The following is a 16,423-nucleotide window of genomic DNA, read 5'->3' on the forward strand; positions in this document are numbered from 1 at the left end:
TTCTCATTTCTATTTCATCAACACCTTCTTTATTCCTCTTGGTTGTTGATAGTCTTCCTTGAACAATAATAGATTTCTGGTTGTACATCGTTTCTGCCGTGCTATATAAGCACCTGTTTATGATGAGCAACTGCACATAAACCTACACAATGGTTCATAGAATTATTGAATGGTCGCTACGAAACAGGTTCATTGTTTTGATCTGTAGTATTGGCTTGCTTGCCTGGGGCATCTATGCTGTCCGCACCAATCCCATTGATGCCATTCCTGACCTGTCTGAAAACCAGGTGATCGTTTTTACCGAATGGATGGGCCGGGGCCCCCAACTGGTAGAAGACCAAGTGACCTATCCTTTGGTGACCAACCTGCAGGGCATACCGCGTATTAAATATGTTCGTGCTAATTCCATGTTTGGAATGAGTTTCATCTACGTGATATTCGAAGATGATGTAGATGTTTATTGGGCACGGGCTCGTGTGCTGGAACGATTGAGCACCGTCAACCAAAGTCTTCCGCAAGGTGTAAGTCCGCAGCTAGGACCTGATGGAACAGGTGTGGGTCATATACTTTGGTATACATTAAATGCGCCAGATGTTGATCTTGGTGAGCAGCGTGCCATACAAGACTGGTATGTAAAGTTTGCACTGCAAAATGTAAAAGGAGTGAGCGAGATCGCTTCATTTGGCAGTTTCCAGAAGCAGTACCAGGTAACGCTTAATCCTAACCGGTTGCTGTACTACAAACTATCTCCCAATAATGTGATCAGTGCTATCAGGGCTAACAACAACGAGAGTGGTGGTAGCAAGTTTGAGCTGAGTGACATTGGCTATGTTATCAAAACTTCAGGCTACCTGCAGTCCATCCAGGAAATAGAGAATATACCTGTACAAACGCAGAATGGTATAGCGGTACGCATAGCAGATGTAGCTACCGTGCAAATGAGCGGCGAGACCAGGCTGGGCATTTTTGATCAGAATGGAGAAGGTGAACGTGTGGGTGGCATAGTGGTCATGCGCTATGGAGAGAATGCTGCAGAAGTGATTGAGAACGTAAAAGCAAAGATGGCTGAAGTAGCACGTGGGCTGCCGCAAGGGGTTAAGTTCGATATCATTTACGACAGGGGAGAGCTGATACAGGAAAGCATAGACAGCATCAAGAAAACACTCATTGAAGAGATGATCGTGGTTTCCATCATCGTCATCATCTTCCTTTTTCACTGGCGAAGCGCGTTAAGCATCATCATTCAAATTCCCATTACTGTAGTTACCAGTTTCATCTTATTAAATGCATTTGGGATCTCGTCGAACATCATGTCGCTGTCAGGTATTGCACTGGCTATAGGTGTAATAGTAGACAATGGTATCATCATGAGCGAGAACGCATATAAACATTTAGCCGAACGCTATGCGCTATGGCAGGAACAACAAAAAAACAAATCATGATCTGGCGCAGGAAAAAACGTATCAAACAAGAACCTTGGATAAGTGAAGAAGATCGGCTTGCTGTCATTGAAAAATCAAGCAAGCAGGTATCGCGTGGAGTCTTCTTTGCCACCATTATTATCATCACTTCCTTTCTTCCTGTATTCATGCTTACTGGCCAGGAAGGAAAGCTATTTCACCCACTGGCCTTCACTAAAACTTTCATCATGATAGTGGATGCTATACTGGTGCTTACACTGGCACCTGTTCTCATCTCTTTCTTCTTAAAAGGAAAGTTTAGACCGGAGAACTCCAATCCTGTTAACCGTTTTTTAGAAAGGCTATACGAGCCTGTAATAAGAAGGGTGCTGCGGTGGAGAAAAACAACCCTTGCTATCAACATCATAGCCTTACTCGTAAGTATTCCTTTGATCAGGAGCTTAGGCAGTGAATTTATGCCGCCACTTGACGAGCAAAGTATCTTATTTATGCCGGTCACTTTGCCTGATATTTCCAATGGTGAAATAAAACGGATACTGCAGGTGCAGGATAAGATCATCATGTCGGTGCCCGAAGTAGATAAGGTATTAGGTAAAGCTGGTCGTGCGAGTTCTGCTACAGATAATTCTCCTATCAGTATGATCGAGACCATCATCATGCTGAAGCCTAAGTCAGAATGGCGTGATGGTATCACGAAGGCAGACATAGTAAACGAGCTGGATAAGAAGCTGCAGATACCAGGTGTGGTAAATGGATGGACACAGCCGATCATCAACCGGATCAATATGCTGGCAACAGGCATTCGTACCGATGTAGGTATTAAGGTATATGGACAAAGCCTGGATTCCATTGCTGCAGTTTCTGAAAGAGTGAAAGCTGCGCTGGAAGGCACACCCGGTGTTACTGATCTTTATGTAGAGCCTATCACCGGGGGAAAATATTTGACCATAAATGTTCGTCGTGCAGACATGGCGCGTTATGGATTGAATGTAGATGATGTGAATCAAACAGTAGAAACAGCATTGGGTGGAGCGCCTGTAAGCCAAACGGTAGAAGGCCGGCAGCGTTTTGCTATTAGTGTTCGGCTAGCCCAGGAATATCGTAACAGCGTGGAGCAGGTGCGGCGTATTCCGCTGGTGTCACCAGGTTTTGGCGAAGTGCCACTGAGTGCCGTAGCCGATGTTGCTTTTGAAGATGGTCCACCTATGATCACTTCCGAGAATGCGATTCTTCGTGGCGCTGTTATGTTCAATGTGCGCGATAGGGATTTGGGTGGTACAGTGGAAGAGGCAATGGCAAAGATCAATCAACAAGCAGGCATCTTACCGCAAGGTTATTTCCTGGAGTGGAGCGGGCAGTATGAAAATCTTATTCGTGGTAAGCGTACGCTCATGCTCATTGCACCTATCGTACTGCTCATTATTTTCTTCTCTTTATACTTTGCCTTTAAGTCTTTAAGAGAAGCATTCTTCAGCCTTATCTCTATTCCATTTGCTCTTATTGGCGGTGCTTATATCATCTTCTTCTGGGGCATTAATCTTTCAGTAGCAGTAGCTGTTGGTTTCATTGCCCTATTTGGTATAGCAGTAGAAACAGGTATTGTGATGGTCATTTACCTAAATGACTCAATGAACCAACTGATCCAACTAAAAGGAAATTCAAGAGAAACCATAACAAGAAAAGACCTTGAAGAATACGTGGTACGCGGCGCAGCTAAAAGGCTTCGGCCAAAGCTGATGACAGTATGTACAACATTGTTTGGTTTAGTGCCTATCCTTTGGGCTACAGGTGTAGGAACAGATGTGATGAAGCCGATCGTTCTACCGGTGATAGGTGGTGTCATTACATCAGCTACACATATCCTGTTGGTTACCCCGCTCATCTTCCTGATGACAAAAGAATACGAATTACGTAAACACGGAAAAATAGAAGTGTATGATGCAGCGCATTAAATGGATGATAAGCCTCCTTGTAGTTGCTCCTGTGCTGTCATTTGCACAGCAGGATACGGTACTTAGTTTACCGGGTATCATTCAAAAAATAGATAGTAACAACCTCCTGCTGCAGACCTATGGGCTGCGTGCAGAGAGTTATAAATACAGCGCCGAAGCAGCTACTGCATGGATGGCGCCAATGGTTGGTATGGGTACCTGGCAAACGCCGTACCCCGGGCAAAAGATCATGGATGCACGGGATAGGGGAATGGTGATGATACGTGCCGAACAGGATATACCCAACCTTTCTAAACAGCGTGCAAAGAGCAGGTTTATTGAGTCGCAGGGAAACGTGGAGCTTGCTTCAAGAGGCGTTACGCTTAACGAGCTGCGTACACAGGCGAAGCGTCAGTATTATACCTGGCTTGTAGCGTTGCAGCGCATTAAGGTTTTGCAACGCAACCAGCAGGTGCTGGCAATGATGAAGAAGATAGAAGAAGTGCGTTACCCGTACAATCAATCAGCATTGAGCAGCATATACAGGTCGGATGCAGAGATAGAGCGTAACAGGAATATGGTGCAGATGCAGCTTGGTGAGATTGAAAGAGCTAAGGCCATTTTGAACTCTCTCATGAATAGGCCAGGCAACCAGCAGTTGATGATTGACACCACTTATAATGTGCGCTTCAAACCTGAAGCCGCTATAGATACTGCACAACTTTCTGCAGAGCGCAGCGATATCTACAGAATGAATGAAAACATCCGTTCTATGCTGCTGAACATAGATGCTATGCGGCAGGAAAGCAAGCCGGATTTTAAAGTGCAGTTTGATCATATGATGCCACTGAGCAGGATGATGCCCAACGCCTATAGCATCATGGGCATGATAAGCATTCCCATTGCGCCATGGGCATCCAGGATGTACAAATCGGATATCAAAGCCATGCAGCTAAACATACAATCGATGGAGCGTGAAAGAGCAGCTATGCTGCAGGAAACGCAGGGTATGCTGTATGGTATGCAGGCTGAGATACAATCCATGCAACGAAGATTATCAACCATAGAAACGAAAGTGCTTCCTGCACTGCAAAAAACGTTTGATGCTAACTACCTGGTATACCAGGAAAACAAACTGTCGGTGACGGCGCTGCTCGATAGTTATGAAGCATTGAACATGATGCAGATGGACCTGCTGGATGAAAAACTAAAGTTTTACCAAATGATCGTCGATTATGAAAAAGAGCTGTACAGGTAGTTGGTTGCTGTTGTTTTTGTTGATAGCAGCCATTGCCTGTAAACAACAAAAAAAGGAGCATGTGCATGAGCAGGCGCAACAATATACCTGCCCCATGCACCCGAAGGTAGTGCAGGATAAACCCGGCTCATGCCCTTTATGCGGTATGGATCTCGTACCCATGTCATCGCACAAAGAAGCGGCCGTGGATAGTAATCTGCTGCACTTGCTGAAGTTTTCTAATGAACAGGTGATCTCCTCTGTTCCCACCATTGTTGCAGAAAGCGGAACACGCATCTTTTCTGTGCCGGTGCAGGGTGTGATTGCTTATGATACACGTAAGCAGGTGAGCATTTCAAGCAGGGTGAGTGGCCGCATAGAAAGACTGTACGTGAAGTACAATTATCAACCTATAAAGAAGGGGCAGTTGATCATGGAGATCTATTCTCCGGATCTTGCAGCAGCCCAACGCGAATTGATCTATATCAGCAGGCAGGATAACAATCCAGCACTGCTACAGCGGGCCAAACAGCGACTGGCATTGCTGGGTATGCAGCAGGCACAAATAGCGCAGGTGATACGTACTGGCCAGCCATCGTACCGGGTGCCAGTGTATAGCAGCGTTTCAGGCTATATTTTCGACCAGACCTCATTATCTGCCGCCCCTGCTACATCTACTCCTATGGCTACTACTGCTTCCTCAGGCGGTGGCGGTATGGATGGAATGGGAGGAGGAAGTAGTACTGCTTCTGCAACCGCGCAGCCGCAGGTAAACAATGCGCCTGTACTGGTTCGTGAAGGGCAATATGTAAATGCAGGCCAATCCATTTTCAGTGTATATGAGCAGAGTGGTGTAGTAGGTGAATTTTCTTTGGATCCTACACTGGCTGCCCAGGTGCAGCGTGGGCAAAAGATGATCTACAAATTGGTAGCTGCACCCAACGAAGTATATGCAGGTAATATAGGATTAATAGAGCCTGCTCAACGCAGCGGTTCTGGCTTTACCAGTGTACGTGTTTATTTACACGATCGTAACCTGCAGCCGGGGCAATTGCTCGCTGGCAATATACCCGTGGTAGCGCGGGGGTGGTGGCTGCCGGAATCGGCTGTGGTAGCACTCGGAAGCAAGAGCATTGTTTTCAAAAAAGAGAACGAGGTTTTTGTGCCTCGCGAAGTGCGTGCAGGCATGCGTTATCATGGAATGGTACAGGTGCAGGAAAATATCCAGGATTGGCTGATAGCAAAGAACGCCAGCTTTATGGTTGACAGCGAAAGCTTCATTCGTTTACAAGAAAACATTGATCAATGAAGAAGTTCATTACGATAGTCGTATTGCTGCTTTACATGTTCGGTTTTGATGCATGTAAAGAACACCAGCAGCATACGGAAGAGACTACTACAACACAAACCTATACCTGCCCGATGCACCCGCAGATCGTGCAAACAAGCCCCGGCACTTGTCCTATTTGTGCTATGGATCTCGTTCCTTTTGATAAGAACAATGTAGAAGAGAACCTGATGTTAGGCAATGCACAGCGTATGCTTGCAAATGTTGTTACAGATACGGTTCGTACAGGTACGTTTTCATCTACCAAACAGCTGAATGGGAGGCTGGTGATAAACCCTGAACAAATCGAGATCATTTCGAGCAGGGTAGCTGGCAGGTTAGAAACTTTATTGGTAAAAGAGACAGGCGTGAGCATCCGCAAAGGACAGCCGCTGTACAGGATATATTCAGAGCAGCTGGCAGCTATGCAGCAGGAATACCTGGTTGCTATTGCACAGGCTGAGCAATTTCCTGGTGATGCAAAGTTTCAGCAGATAGCTGATGCAGCAAAGCAACGACTTCTGCTATTTGACCAGACAGGTGAACAGGTAAGACAACTGCGAACCAGCAGGAAGCCTTCACCGTATATCACCTACTATGCTACAGCCGGAGGTGTGGTAGCCGAACTATTTACAGCAGAAGGGCAGTATGTGGCTGAAGGCTCACCTATAGTACGTGTAGAAGGGTTCCAGGACCTGTGGGTGGAGGCAGATCTATATACAACGGAAGCCAGCTCGGTAAGAGAAGGACAGCTGGTGACTGTAACCATAGCAGGCTATGATGTGCAGCATAAGATGCGTGTAGATTTTATAGCGCCTTCACTGCAGGCAGGTAGCCAGTTGCTAACCATCAGGGGGAAGATACCTAATCCCGGTAACAGGTATACAGCAGGTATGCAGGTATTTGTTGATGTGCCTATCTCCAATGTGTCGGATGCGGTAACCGTGCCGGTAAATGCATTGATCCGCGATGGCAATGGAACACATCTTTGGATAGAGACAGAGCCAAACATTTTTGAGGCTCGTTCTGTAACTACAGGAGCGGAAAATTTCAACCGCGTAGAGATCAAATCTGGATTAAGCGAAGGTGAAGCAGTAGTCATTAGTGGAGCGTACCTACTGTACAGCGAATTCGTTTTGAAGAAAGGAAAAACGCCTGCAGGGCAACACAATCATTAAATAATTCTTTAAATAAAAAACAAACAAAATGAAACAGATAATCAAAGTCGGATTGCCAATGATTTCTATGGTGGCAATGGTAGCATGTGGTGGTAATGAAGCAAAGAATGATCACCAGGAAGATGGGCATGATCATGCTGCTAGGCAAAACAACCAGCAGCCAGTGGAGCAGGCACAGCAAACAGCAAGTGTAAAACTGAAAGATGATAACCTGAACGCCGTGTACCAGCATTATGTGCATCTTTCTACTGCTTTAGTGAACAGTGATGCCAACGAAGCAAAGGTGGCAGCTAATGCTATAGAAGCTGGCGCAAAACAAATGAGTGGCGGCGGCACCATAGCATCTGCTGCAGCTAAGATAACTACAGCAAAAGATTTGGAAACGCAGCGTAAACATTATGAAACGCTGAGTAATGAAATGACCAAACTTGTGAAGCAGGCAGGGCTTGAGAGCGGGCAGGTTTATGTGCAGCATTGCCCAATGGCTTTCAACGATAAAGGTGCATCGTGGTTAAGCTCAAATGAAGAGATACGCAACCCTTACTTCGGCGATAAGATGCTGAAGTGTGGTGAAGTAAAGGAAACTATTAAGTAAGCTCAAGGAACCTGTAACAGCAGGTTCCTTAATTTTTGACCCTAACACCAAACCTTCTCTGCATGGCCAAAAGCAGGCACTACTATATCAGGAAAAGTCACCGCTACCTGGGCGTTGTACTGGGTATACAGTTTCTTTTTTGGACGGTTGGCGGATTATACTTTAGCTGGACAAATATCGATGAGATACATGGAGATTTTCAACACAAGCATGTGCCGCGGCTCACTGGAAATCTTCCGCTGGTTTCTCCATCTGAAGTTTTTCATGCATTACCTGCGGTTGATTCAATCCAATCGTTGCAGCTCATCCAGGTCCTGGGGAAACCTTGTTATTCATTAACCTATTTCTCAGCTGGCAAACAGCAAAAGGCATTGGCTGATGCCACTACCGGAACTGTTCGAGGGGCTATAACTAAAGAAGAAGCTGTACAGGTAGCTGCCCAAAGTTTTCATGGAGAGCCTGAAGTAAAGCAAGTAGAATATCTTACCTCAACGCATGGTCACCATGAGTATAGGGAGAAGCCGCTACCTGCGTGGGCAATCACCTTTGATCATCCTACCAATACCACAGTATATGTTTCTGCTGATATAGGTAAAGTAGAATCTTTCCGAAATGATAAGTGGCGTGTGTTCGACTTTTTATGGATGATGCATACTATGGATTATGAAAACCGCGACAACATCAACAACTGGCTGCTGCGCATCTTTTCTGTTTTTGGGTTATTGACCATTGCCAGTGGGTTCATATTATTTTGGATCAGCAGGAAAGGGCGGTTAAGAAGCAGGAGAGCAACTTCAACAAAAGCATAACAGCTGCTAAAAAAACAATAGCAGCTTGTTGGCAAAAAGCTTAATTAATATCAGGCACATTTGCCAACTAAACCATTCAAACTATAAATATTAATTCCAAGAACAAAATGAAAAAGCTATTAAGAATCCTTGTGGTTGTTATGTTAGCAGTACTCTCCATTGCTGTACAAGCGCAAAAAGAAGATGTATGCTACAACCCGAACCTGGTAAAAGACACCACCAAGAAGAGCATAAAATCGGTTGCTGAAGCCAAAATTGGTGCTGCAAGTTTTACCGTCAATTATCATTCGCCGGGTGTGCGTAAGCGCATTATCTGGGGCGGCCTGGTGCCTCTGGATGAAGTATGGGTTACAGGCGCACACGATGCTACCCGGATAACTTTTGACAAGGATGTAATGATCGGTAATAAGAAGGTCACTGCAGGAACGTATGCATTCTTCACCATTCCGGGTAAGAACACATGGACGCTGATTATAAACAAGAATTTCAACCAGCACCTTGCTTCAGAGTATGAGGCAGGGGAGGATGTAGTGCGTGTGAATGTAAAACCTCAGAAAGCTGCCCATCTTGAGCGGCTGCAGTATTTTATAGAACCCGCAGGTACTAATAAGGGCAACCTGGCTGTACGTTGGGAAAAGGTGAAGGTAACGCTGCCGGTAACCGTGTTGTAGTAGTAAGGCCAGTACTAGAAGATGAAGTGGATGAAGGTGGTATAGTTGTTTTGCGATTTTACAGCAGCCTCAGCTGTAGGCTGCATTTATCACTTCAAAAAAAATAAACTATGGCACACAATCAACAGTATCAAAGTTGTATAGAAGCTTGTTTACGTTGCGCATCTATTTGTAATCACTGCGCCTCTGCATGTCTGCAGGAAGATGATGTAAAAATGATGGCACGTTGTATCCAGCTGGATATGGAATGTGCAACCATCTGCTATGCAGCTGCACAGGTAATGAGCATGAATGGCCAAACCGCTGCTCAGTTATGTAAGGTCTGTGCAGATATCTGCCAGGCCTGTGGTGACGAATGTGCGAAGCACGAACACGATCATTGTAAAGAATGTGCAGAAATATGTCATCGCTGTGCCGAAGAGTGCAGGAGAATGGCAGCTTAATGGTTGTTTGAATATGCTGGCTATTAAGATGGAAGGCTTGTACTGATGTACAAGCCTTTTTTTGGCGCTAATAATTGTGCGGATTGTCTTAATGACAATACAAAAGTATACTAGCAACACAGTAATTATTAATGCAAAAGTTTTAGCTTAACAACGTGTAATAACATAAATATCCATTACACACAATCTGTTTTACCAACTAACTACTCCAATGGCACTATTTGACATAACTGAAAAGGGGAAACTGACTCTAATTAAGGAAACTGACTTCAAGTTAGAAAGAGATATTCAGAAACTTATTGAAGACAATCTAAGATTGGTATTCGGACTTGACTATGTACGTTCAGAGTTTAGTATCAACAACTTTCGCATTGACACATTGAGCTTTGACAAAGACCAAAAATCTTTTGTCATAATTGAATACAAAAGAGACAAAAACTTCAGTGTTATAGACCAAGGTTATGCCTACTTATCATTGATGCTAAATAATAAAGCAGACTTCATTCTGGAATATAATGAAAACTGTTCAGACACCCTGAAAAGGGATGATGTAGATTGGAGCCAATCAAAAGTTATATTTATTTCCCCTTCTTTCACTCCATATCAACGTGAAGCAATAAATTTCAAAGACCTTCCAATTGAACTATGGGAGATAAAACGTTTCAGTAATCAAACAGTTAACATATTAAAAATCCAAACAGCTGGCGCTAAAGAAAGTGTGAAGACAATTTCTAGACAGGACGAAACAATTGAAACTGTTAGTAGAGAAATAAAAGTATACACAGAACAAGAACACCTTGACATAGCAACTGATGGTACAAAAGAGCTTTATGAAAAAGTAAAACTTGCCATTCTTAACCTCTACAACTTGGAAGTAAAGCCGAAGAAAAAATATGTTGCATTTGTAGCAAGCTCCAACGTAGTTGACATTCATATACAAAGAAACGGTTTGAAACTTTGGCTTAATCTTCCAAAGGATGCTTTAGACGATCCCAAACATCTTGCAAGAGATGTCAGCGAAATAGGACATTGGGGAAATGGCGATTATGAAATTTCATTAAGAACTGATGAGGATATCGAATACATTATGAGTTTAGTTAAGCAATCGCTCAAGCGGAACAAAAAATAATCCTTTACATTGTGAGCAGACGTTACACAAAATGTCGTCACAACGCCAAGCTGTTGAACGTCAGCAAGGCCTTAGCATTTCCTGGGTCAACCTAATAAAAATCTAATAATAGCTTTTACAATAAAAGGAAAAATCCCATGACTAAAGTTTCAGAAATAGCTCCGGATGTTTTTCGAATTTCCATTTTTGTGCAGGAATTCAATTTGCAGTTCAATCATTTTTTAATTAAAGATGATGAGCCGATGCTTTATCATGCCGGTCTAAGACAAACCTTTCCCGTGCTTCTTGAAGCAGTAAGTAAAGTCATTACTCCTTCTTCTATAAAGTGGATAGGCTTTAGTCACTTTGAAGTAGATGAGTGTGGAGCATTAAATGAATGGTTACAGGTGGCGCCAAATGCACAAGCCGTTTGTAGCGAAGCCGGGGCTATTGTTAATATGAGTGACTTTGCAATAAGACCTGCATATGCAATGGCAGCCAATGCTGTTTTAAATACAGGAAAATATAATTACCGCTTTATCCGAACTCCTCATTTACCCCACGGTTGGGATGCAGGGGTAATGTTTGAGGAGACAAATAAAACTTTGTTATGTTCAGACTTGTTTCATCAAAATGGAAACGGAGCTGATATCACAGACAAGGATATTCTAGGTCCTCACAAAAGTTCAATGCTTGAATTTGAGCAAGGGCCTCTAATGGAATACACCCCTTATACGCATCATACAGAGAAATTACTTTATTCATTGGCAGCCCTTGAGCCAAAGACACTAGCTACTATGCATGGTTCCTCTTTCTATGGTAATTGCAGCCAGGCATTAAAAGACCTTAATGTTGTAATGAAAGAAATGTGGGGTAATAGAGACTAACGAAATAGTCCTTGGAACTCCATGACAACAATCCACCCGCCAACAAGGGTATTAATGCAAGTTTGGCTGGATGATATGAATTAGGCAGACAAATATCATGTTAGCAGCACATGGAACAAGATGCCTCTCCTGGATAAACACTGAACCTGGCAGCGCCGCCATGAAAATATAAAGATGAACCGAGCGTGGCAACCGGGGATGCTTATTGTACAAATGCTGGCAACATATTTATCTAATTAAGTTTCAGAAAAACGGGAAGCTATGAATGTGCCTGGAACATATGAGGGAAATCTTTCGCTAGAGCAAAAGGTTATGTATGTACTATCGTTGCTGCAAAGAGCTACTGCCGACGAAGTGGCTATGGAAATAATGGAATTAGAGGGAACTGCAACTGAAGAAGGGGTAGCAGAATTGACAATTGCAACCAATGAAGCGCTGCGGCAATTGCAGCACGATGGCATGCTAAAAATGGAAACCAGCAGTGATAAGCAAACCAGGTATTGGCTTGCTCATGCCACGTAAGATTGATGGCTTTCTAAACAAATGTTCTAACGCCTGAGGTTGTATAAGATTCCCTGAATTCCTTAGGTGTACAATGCTTCTTTTTCTTGAACAGCCGGTTGAAGTTGGAGATGTTGTTGAAGCCACATTTGTAGGCTATTTCTGTTATGCTTTGCGTGGTGTCTATCAGCATTCGCGATGCATGTCCAAGCCTCACTTCATTAAGCGTATCGATGAAAGTATTGCCGGTGCGTAGTTTGAAAAACCTGCTGAGTGCTACTTCAGTCATGCCGGCTACTTTGGCTACATCGCTCAGCAAAATTTCTTTATCAAAATTCTTTTGCAGGTACTGCATTACGCTCTCTACCCTGCGGCTGTTGTACGATTGCGGCTCGCTGTTTCCAAACGATACATCGCTTAGTGTACGCATATTGCGCGAAGTAGATAGGTCGTGCAGTATGGACATTAATTCTATCACTGAATCAAATCCATGTTTTTGTGGTAGAGCCATCATTCGCGGCATAATTGCTTCTGCCGTTTCCCTTGAAAATAGGATGCCCCTAACTGATCTTTCAAACATGCTCCTGATAAACGACATCTGGTTGCGTTGCAGGAATTTTTCGTCAAACAGGTCGCGGTGAAACTGGATGGTTACCTCCTTGATCTCTTCGCTCTTGCATTTATGCGTAAACCAACCATGCTGCAAGCCGGAACCTACCAGCACCAGTTCCAGGTCGTCTATTTCCTCTATATGATCTCCAACCACCCTTTTTGCTCCTTTTCCATTCATGATGAAGTTGATTTCCATCTCTTCGTGGTAGTGCAGGGGAAAGTCAAAATCTGTTTTTGTACGTGAAAAAAGGGTAAAACAATCACTTTGGGTAAGTGGGGTAATCTCTCTAAGTAATTGTGCGTTCATAGCTCCAGGTTTAGTTATAGCAGTCAGGATATCAATATAGTATCATTATAAAGAGTAAAAAAGCTGCATCTCCAAAGCTATTGATTTTAAAGGCTTACAAAAATTGTTACCGATTACATTTTTTACCGAAAAATCAAAAAAATACTGGTAAAAGATAAAATAGTATTGAAGTGGTGTTAGTAAGACAAATAGTTTTGGTACAAATAACTGCAAGCTATATGAAGAATCTTCTACTCCGAAGAGTGCTCATGGTCTTTTCATGTGCACTACTATTTCTCAACACTTTTGCTCAAAACAGGACTATCACAGGGGTTGTACGCGACGATAAAGGAAATCCTTTAAGTGGCGCTACCGTTGCTGTAAGGGATAGCCGTATTTTGACAACCACCAATGCGGAAGGCATTTTTACCTTAAGTGTGCCTGCCAATGCAAGAACCCTGGTTATATCTTATGTAGGTATGCAAAACAGGGAAGTTGCCATTGAAAGCGGAACGTCTGCCTATACTGTGGCATTAACGCCTGGTACCAGCAACCTGACTGATGTGGTGGTGGTAGGTTACGGCCGCGCCAACAGGGCAAACCTTACCTCTGCACAAACTTCAGTAGGGGCAAAGGAAATTGAGCGCACAGTAAATACCACTATCGAACAAGCTTTACAAGGTAGAGCTGCCGGTGTTTATATCACCCAGAATTCAGGTCAGCCTGGTGGTGGTATATCAGTGAACATTCGGGGTGTGAGTTCTATTAATGGTAATACTGAACCTCTGTATGTTATAGACGGAGTGCAGGTACAGGGGTCACAAGTATCTTTTGGTGCACAAAGTTCTGCTAACCCTTTAGCTGGTTTGAACCCAAATGATATAGAAGATATGCAGATACTGCAGGGGCCTTCTGCTACTGCTATCTATGGTTCACGTGGTACAAATGGTGTTATCCTGATCACTACCAAAAGAGGTAAGTCTGGTGAAGCACGTTTGAACTACCAGTTCCAATACAACGTGCAAACTCCTCCAAGAAGATTGGCTGTAATGAACCTGCCACAATACGCCCAGATGGTAAAAGATTTCAGGGCAATTGCAGGTGGTGCGGTAAGAGGAGAATTGATGGATCCTTCTTTACTTGGACCTGGAACTGACTGGCAGGGTGAGCTTTTCAATAATGCCGCTATGAGCAAGCACCAGCTTAGCTTAAGTGGTGGTGCCAACAATACTACTTACTATGTATCTGGCGAGTACCTGAAGCAAGAAGGTATAGCTGTAGGTTCTGGATTTGACAGGTATGGCTTCAGGGTGAACCTGGAGACAAAGCCAAGAGAGTGGATCACCTTGGGAACCAACCTGAACTTTAACCAGACTAAAGAGCAACTTACTACCAGTAATGAAAATGTTATCTCAAACGCTTTGCAGTTGAGCCCAGAGATCCCGGTGAAAAACCTGAATGGTTCGTGGGGTGGTGGTGATATAACCAATCCTGCTCACCAGTACAGCCCGGTAAACCCGATTGCTATAGCTACTTTAACTACCAATAACAACACCAGGAGGCAGTTCTTAGGTGGTCTTAACCTTGGACTGAACCTTTACAAAGGCCTTACTTTCAGAACCTCCTTTAACACCAGTGTGAACTATGGTAACTCTACCTTGTACACACCTACTTATGCTATAGGATGGGCAAGAAACGTAACTGCTACGCTTACCAATGGTACCAACCAAAGCACTTACTGGAACTTTAACCAGTTGCTGGAATACAGCAGACAGTTTGGTAAGCACAACGCCAGCATCATGGTGAGCCACGAAGCACAGGAGTCACAATGGAAAAATGTAATGGCAAGAAGAACAGGTTTTCTTACCAATGACATCTTTGACCTGGATGCAGGTGATGCAACAACAGCAAGCAACAGTGGTGGTTCTGGTCCGTGGGCTATGGAGTCATACCTTGGAAGGTTGAACTATAACTACGACAACCGCTACATTTTCACCGGTACTATCAGGAGAGATGGTTCTATCAACTTTGGTCCAGAAAATCGTTGGGGTACTTTCCCTTCACTTTCTGCAGCATGGAGAATAAGCCAGGAGAACTTCTTCAAGATCCCTTTCATCAGCGAAATGAAACTGAGATTTGAAACTGGTCTTACAGGTAACCAGGGTAGTGGTAACTCAGCCATCTATTCTCCGCTAAGTGCAGGTGCTACTCCATGGGGTACAGGTTTCCTTCCTTCAGTTTATCCTAATCCAAAGCTGCAGTGGGAAGAAACAAGAACAGATAACGTGGGTGTGAACATAGGTATGCTGAACAACAGGATCAACGTAGAGTTTGACTACTACATTAAAAACACTGACAACCTGATCATGCCTGCTGGTCTTCCATGGTATATGGGAACCAATGGTACTGGTTCTGTAGGTGCGCCAACAGTGAACGCAGGTGCACTTCAAACAAAAGGATGGGGCTTAACCATCAACACAACAAATGTTAGCAACAAGAACTTCAGGTGGGAAAGTAACCTGAACCTGTCAAGCTTTAAAACAGTCATCAAAAACCTGAACTCTGAAAGAGCATTCTTTGAGCGTACATCATGGTGGTTGAACAACTGGACACAGCGTTCTGCTGTAGGTATGGAGCCATGGTTGTTCCGTGGTTATGTGGTAGAAGGCGTTTTCCAATCTGTTGATGAAATAAACAATAGTGCTGTGCCGGTTGATAACAATGGCAACAGGTATCCAACAGCTGCTTCAGGCGGTATTTGGGTAGGCGATTATAAGTTTAAAGATGTGAATGGTGATGGTAAAATAGATGTAGCAGACCAAACCTTTATAGGTAATCCTTGGCCTAAATTGTTTGGCGGTTTCACCAATACATTTAGCTACAAAGGTTTTGACCTTAGTGTGCTGATCACAGGTACTTATGGAAATGATATCTATAACTACATGGCTTCAGCTAATTCAAATCCTAACAACATCAACCTTGGTAGAAACCTGCTAACTAACGCACTTGATTATGCTAAAGTAAATACGGATCCTTCCGGTAAAGTTTACCTGGCAAATCCTGGAACAAGAGTAGCGCGTATCATTGCTGGTGCCGATGTAAATGGTAACTATGTACGCAACACAAGTCTATTTGTAGAAGATGGTTCTTTCATCAGGCTTAAGAACGTTTCATTATCATACAACCTGCCTACATCGCTTATTTCAAGACAGCGTTATGTAAGAGGCGTAAGAGCTACATTAGGTGCTCAGAACCTTGCTACACTAACAAGATATACTGGTTTCGACCCTGAGGTGGGTGCATATGTGGGAAGAGATGCAAGTTCTGCCAACCAGGCTATTGGTCTAGACTTCGGTCGCTATCCGTTAACTCCGATTTACACCTTCACTTTAGGTGTTAACTTCTAAACTTTTAAGA

14 protein-coding genes are annotated in these 16,423 nt (G+C 43.7%); 13 read left to right on the forward strand and 1 reads right to left on the reverse strand.

What is annotated here, in order from left to right:
- The first annotated feature begins 149 nt into the window (after positions 1 to 149).
- From J4N22_RS20120 to J4N22_RS14710, 12 genes are all read left to right on the forward strand, one after another.
- Entirely contained in the window at positions 150 to 1,442 is a 1,293-nt protein-coding gene (locus tag J4N22_RS20120; protein WP_207495765.1) for an efflux RND transporter permease subunit, read from the forward strand.
- Positions 1,439 to 3,373 (forward strand): efflux RND transporter permease subunit, encoded by a 1,935-nt coding sequence (locus J4N22_RS20125; protein WP_207495766.1) that lies wholly within the window; start codon positions 1,439 to 1,441, stop codon positions 3,371 to 3,373. Before J4N22_RS20120 ends, J4N22_RS20125 begins: the two co-directional genes overlap by 4 nt.
- Entirely contained in the window at positions 3,357 to 4,610 is a 1,254-nt protein-coding gene (locus J4N22_RS14665) for a TolC family protein (RefSeq protein ID WP_207495767.1), read from the forward strand. The genes J4N22_RS20125 and J4N22_RS14665 overlap by 17 nt, the downstream gene beginning before the upstream one ends.
- Entirely contained in the window at positions 4,588 to 5,898 is a 1,311-nt protein-coding gene (locus J4N22_RS14670) for a heavy metal-binding domain-containing protein (RefSeq protein WP_207495768.1), read from the forward strand. The genes J4N22_RS14665 and J4N22_RS14670 overlap by 23 nt, the downstream gene beginning before the upstream one ends.
- Positions 5,895 to 7,094, forward strand: a complete 1,200-nt coding sequence (locus tag J4N22_RS14675; RefSeq protein ID WP_207495770.1) for an efflux RND transporter periplasmic adaptor subunit — start codon at positions 5,895 to 5,897, stop codon at positions 7,092 to 7,094. Before J4N22_RS14670 ends, J4N22_RS14675 begins: the two co-directional genes overlap by 4 nt.
- Before the next feature lie 28 nt (positions 7,095 to 7,122).
- Positions 7,123 to 7,689: a DUF3347 domain-containing protein gene (locus tag J4N22_RS14680; RefSeq protein WP_207495771.1), complete on the forward strand. Its 567-nt coding sequence runs from the start codon at positions 7,123 to 7,125 to the stop codon at positions 7,687 to 7,689.
- 62 nt (positions 7,690 to 7,751) lie between these two features.
- On the forward strand, positions 7,752 to 8,498 hold the full coding sequence (locus J4N22_RS14685) for a hypothetical protein (protein WP_207495773.1): 747 nt from the start codon (positions 7,752 to 7,754) through the stop codon (positions 8,496 to 8,498).
- Positions 8,499 to 8,638: 140 nt separating this feature from the next.
- The gene (locus J4N22_RS14690; protein ID WP_207495775.1) at positions 8,639 to 9,169 is read left to right on the forward strand and encodes a DUF2911 domain-containing protein; all 531 of its coding nucleotides are present in this window, start codon (positions 8,639 to 8,641) and stop codon (positions 9,167 to 9,169) included.
- 110 nt (positions 9,170 to 9,279) lie between these two features.
- A complete protein-coding gene (locus J4N22_RS14695; RefSeq protein WP_207495777.1) occupies positions 9,280 to 9,612 on the forward strand; it encodes a four-helix bundle copper-binding protein in 333 nt (110 codons plus the stop codon).
- A gap of 211 nt (positions 9,613 to 9,823) precedes the next feature.
- A complete protein-coding gene (locus J4N22_RS14700) occupies positions 9,824 to 10,741 on the forward strand; it encodes a DUF5655 domain-containing protein (RefSeq protein WP_207495779.1) in 918 nt (305 codons plus the stop codon).
- Positions 10,742 to 10,878: 137 nt separating this feature from the next.
- Positions 10,879 to 11,607: an oxygen-binding di-iron domain-containing protein gene (locus J4N22_RS14705; RefSeq protein ID WP_207495781.1), complete on the forward strand. Its 729-nt coding sequence runs from the start codon at positions 10,879 to 10,881 to the stop codon at positions 11,605 to 11,607.
- Between the two features lie 261 nt (positions 11,608 to 11,868).
- Positions 11,869 to 12,129, forward strand: a complete 261-nt coding sequence (locus J4N22_RS14710; RefSeq protein ID WP_207495783.1) for a hypothetical protein — start codon at positions 11,869 to 11,871, stop codon at positions 12,127 to 12,129.
- Between the two features lie 13 nt (positions 12,130 to 12,142).
- On the opposite strand, the gene J4N22_RS14715 is transcribed toward J4N22_RS14710, so the two are convergent.
- The gene (locus tag J4N22_RS14715) at positions 12,143 to 13,027 is read right to left on the reverse strand and encodes an AraC family transcriptional regulator (protein WP_207495785.1); all 885 of its coding nucleotides are present in this window, start codon (positions 13,025 to 13,027) and stop codon (positions 12,143 to 12,145) included.
- A 218-nt stretch (positions 13,028 to 13,245) separates the two neighbouring features.
- Here J4N22_RS14715 and J4N22_RS14720 point away from each other — a divergent pair, with 218 nt between their 5' ends.
- On the forward strand, positions 13,246 to 16,413 hold the full coding sequence (locus J4N22_RS14720) for a SusC/RagA family TonB-linked outer membrane protein (RefSeq protein ID WP_207495787.1): 3,168 nt from the start codon (positions 13,246 to 13,248) through the stop codon (positions 16,411 to 16,413).
- Positions 16,414 to 16,423: the final 10 nt, after the last annotated feature.

Origin of the sequence: Aridibaculum aurantiacum, from assembly GCF_017355875.1 — a bacterium.
GTDB lineage: Bacteria > Bacteroidota > Bacteroidia > Chitinophagales > Chitinophagaceae > Segetibacter > Segetibacter aurantiacus.

What these genes read in the sequence shown, in the direction of transcription:
- J4N22_RS14700 (WP_207495779.1), top strand. Translation starts at nt 9,824, where the DNA reads ATGGCACTATTTGACATAACTGAAAAGGGGAAACTGACTCTAATTAAG.
- J4N22_RS14710 (WP_207495783.1), top strand. Translation starts at nt 11,869, where the DNA reads ATGAATGTGCCTGGAACATATGAGGGAAATCTTTCGCTAGAGCAAAAG.
- J4N22_RS14665 (WP_207495767.1), top strand. Translation starts at nt 3,357, where the DNA reads ATGATGCAGCGCATTAAATGGATGATAAGCCTCCTTGTAGTTGCTCCT.
- J4N22_RS14680 (WP_207495771.1), top strand. Translation starts at nt 7,123, where the DNA reads ATGAAACAGATAATCAAAGTCGGATTGCCAATGATTTCTATGGTGGCA.
- J4N22_RS14695 (WP_207495777.1), top strand. Translation starts at nt 9,280, where the DNA reads ATGGCACACAATCAACAGTATCAAAGTTGTATAGAAGCTTGTTTACGT.
- J4N22_RS14675 (WP_207495770.1), top strand. Translation starts at nt 5,895, where the DNA reads ATGAAGAAGTTCATTACGATAGTCGTATTGCTGCTTTACATGTTCGGT.
- J4N22_RS14705 (WP_207495781.1), top strand. Translation starts at nt 10,879, where the DNA reads ATGACTAAAGTTTCAGAAATAGCTCCGGATGTTTTTCGAATTTCCATT.
- J4N22_RS14690 (WP_207495775.1), top strand. Translation starts at nt 8,639, where the DNA reads ATGTTAGCAGTACTCTCCATTGCTGTACAAGCGCAAAAAGAAGATGTA.
- J4N22_RS14720 (WP_207495787.1), top strand. Translation starts at nt 13,246, where the DNA reads ATGAAGAATCTTCTACTCCGAAGAGTGCTCATGGTCTTTTCATGTGCA.
- J4N22_RS14715 (WP_207495785.1), bottom strand. Translation starts at nt 13,027, where the DNA reads ATGAACGCACAATTACTTAGAGAGATTACCCCACTTACCCAAAGTGAT.
- J4N22_RS14685 (WP_207495773.1), top strand. Translation starts at nt 7,752, where the DNA reads ATGGCCAAAAGCAGGCACTACTATATCAGGAAAAGTCACCGCTACCTG.
- J4N22_RS20120 (WP_207495765.1), top strand. Translation starts at nt 150, where the DNA reads ATGGTTCATAGAATTATTGAATGGTCGCTACGAAACAGGTTCATTGTT.
- J4N22_RS20125 (WP_207495766.1), top strand. Translation starts at nt 1,439, where the DNA reads ATGATCTGGCGCAGGAAAAAACGTATCAAACAAGAACCTTGGATAAGT.
- J4N22_RS14670 (WP_207495768.1), top strand. Translation starts at nt 4,588, where the DNA reads ATGAAAAAGAGCTGTACAGGTAGTTGGTTGCTGTTGTTTTTGTTGATA.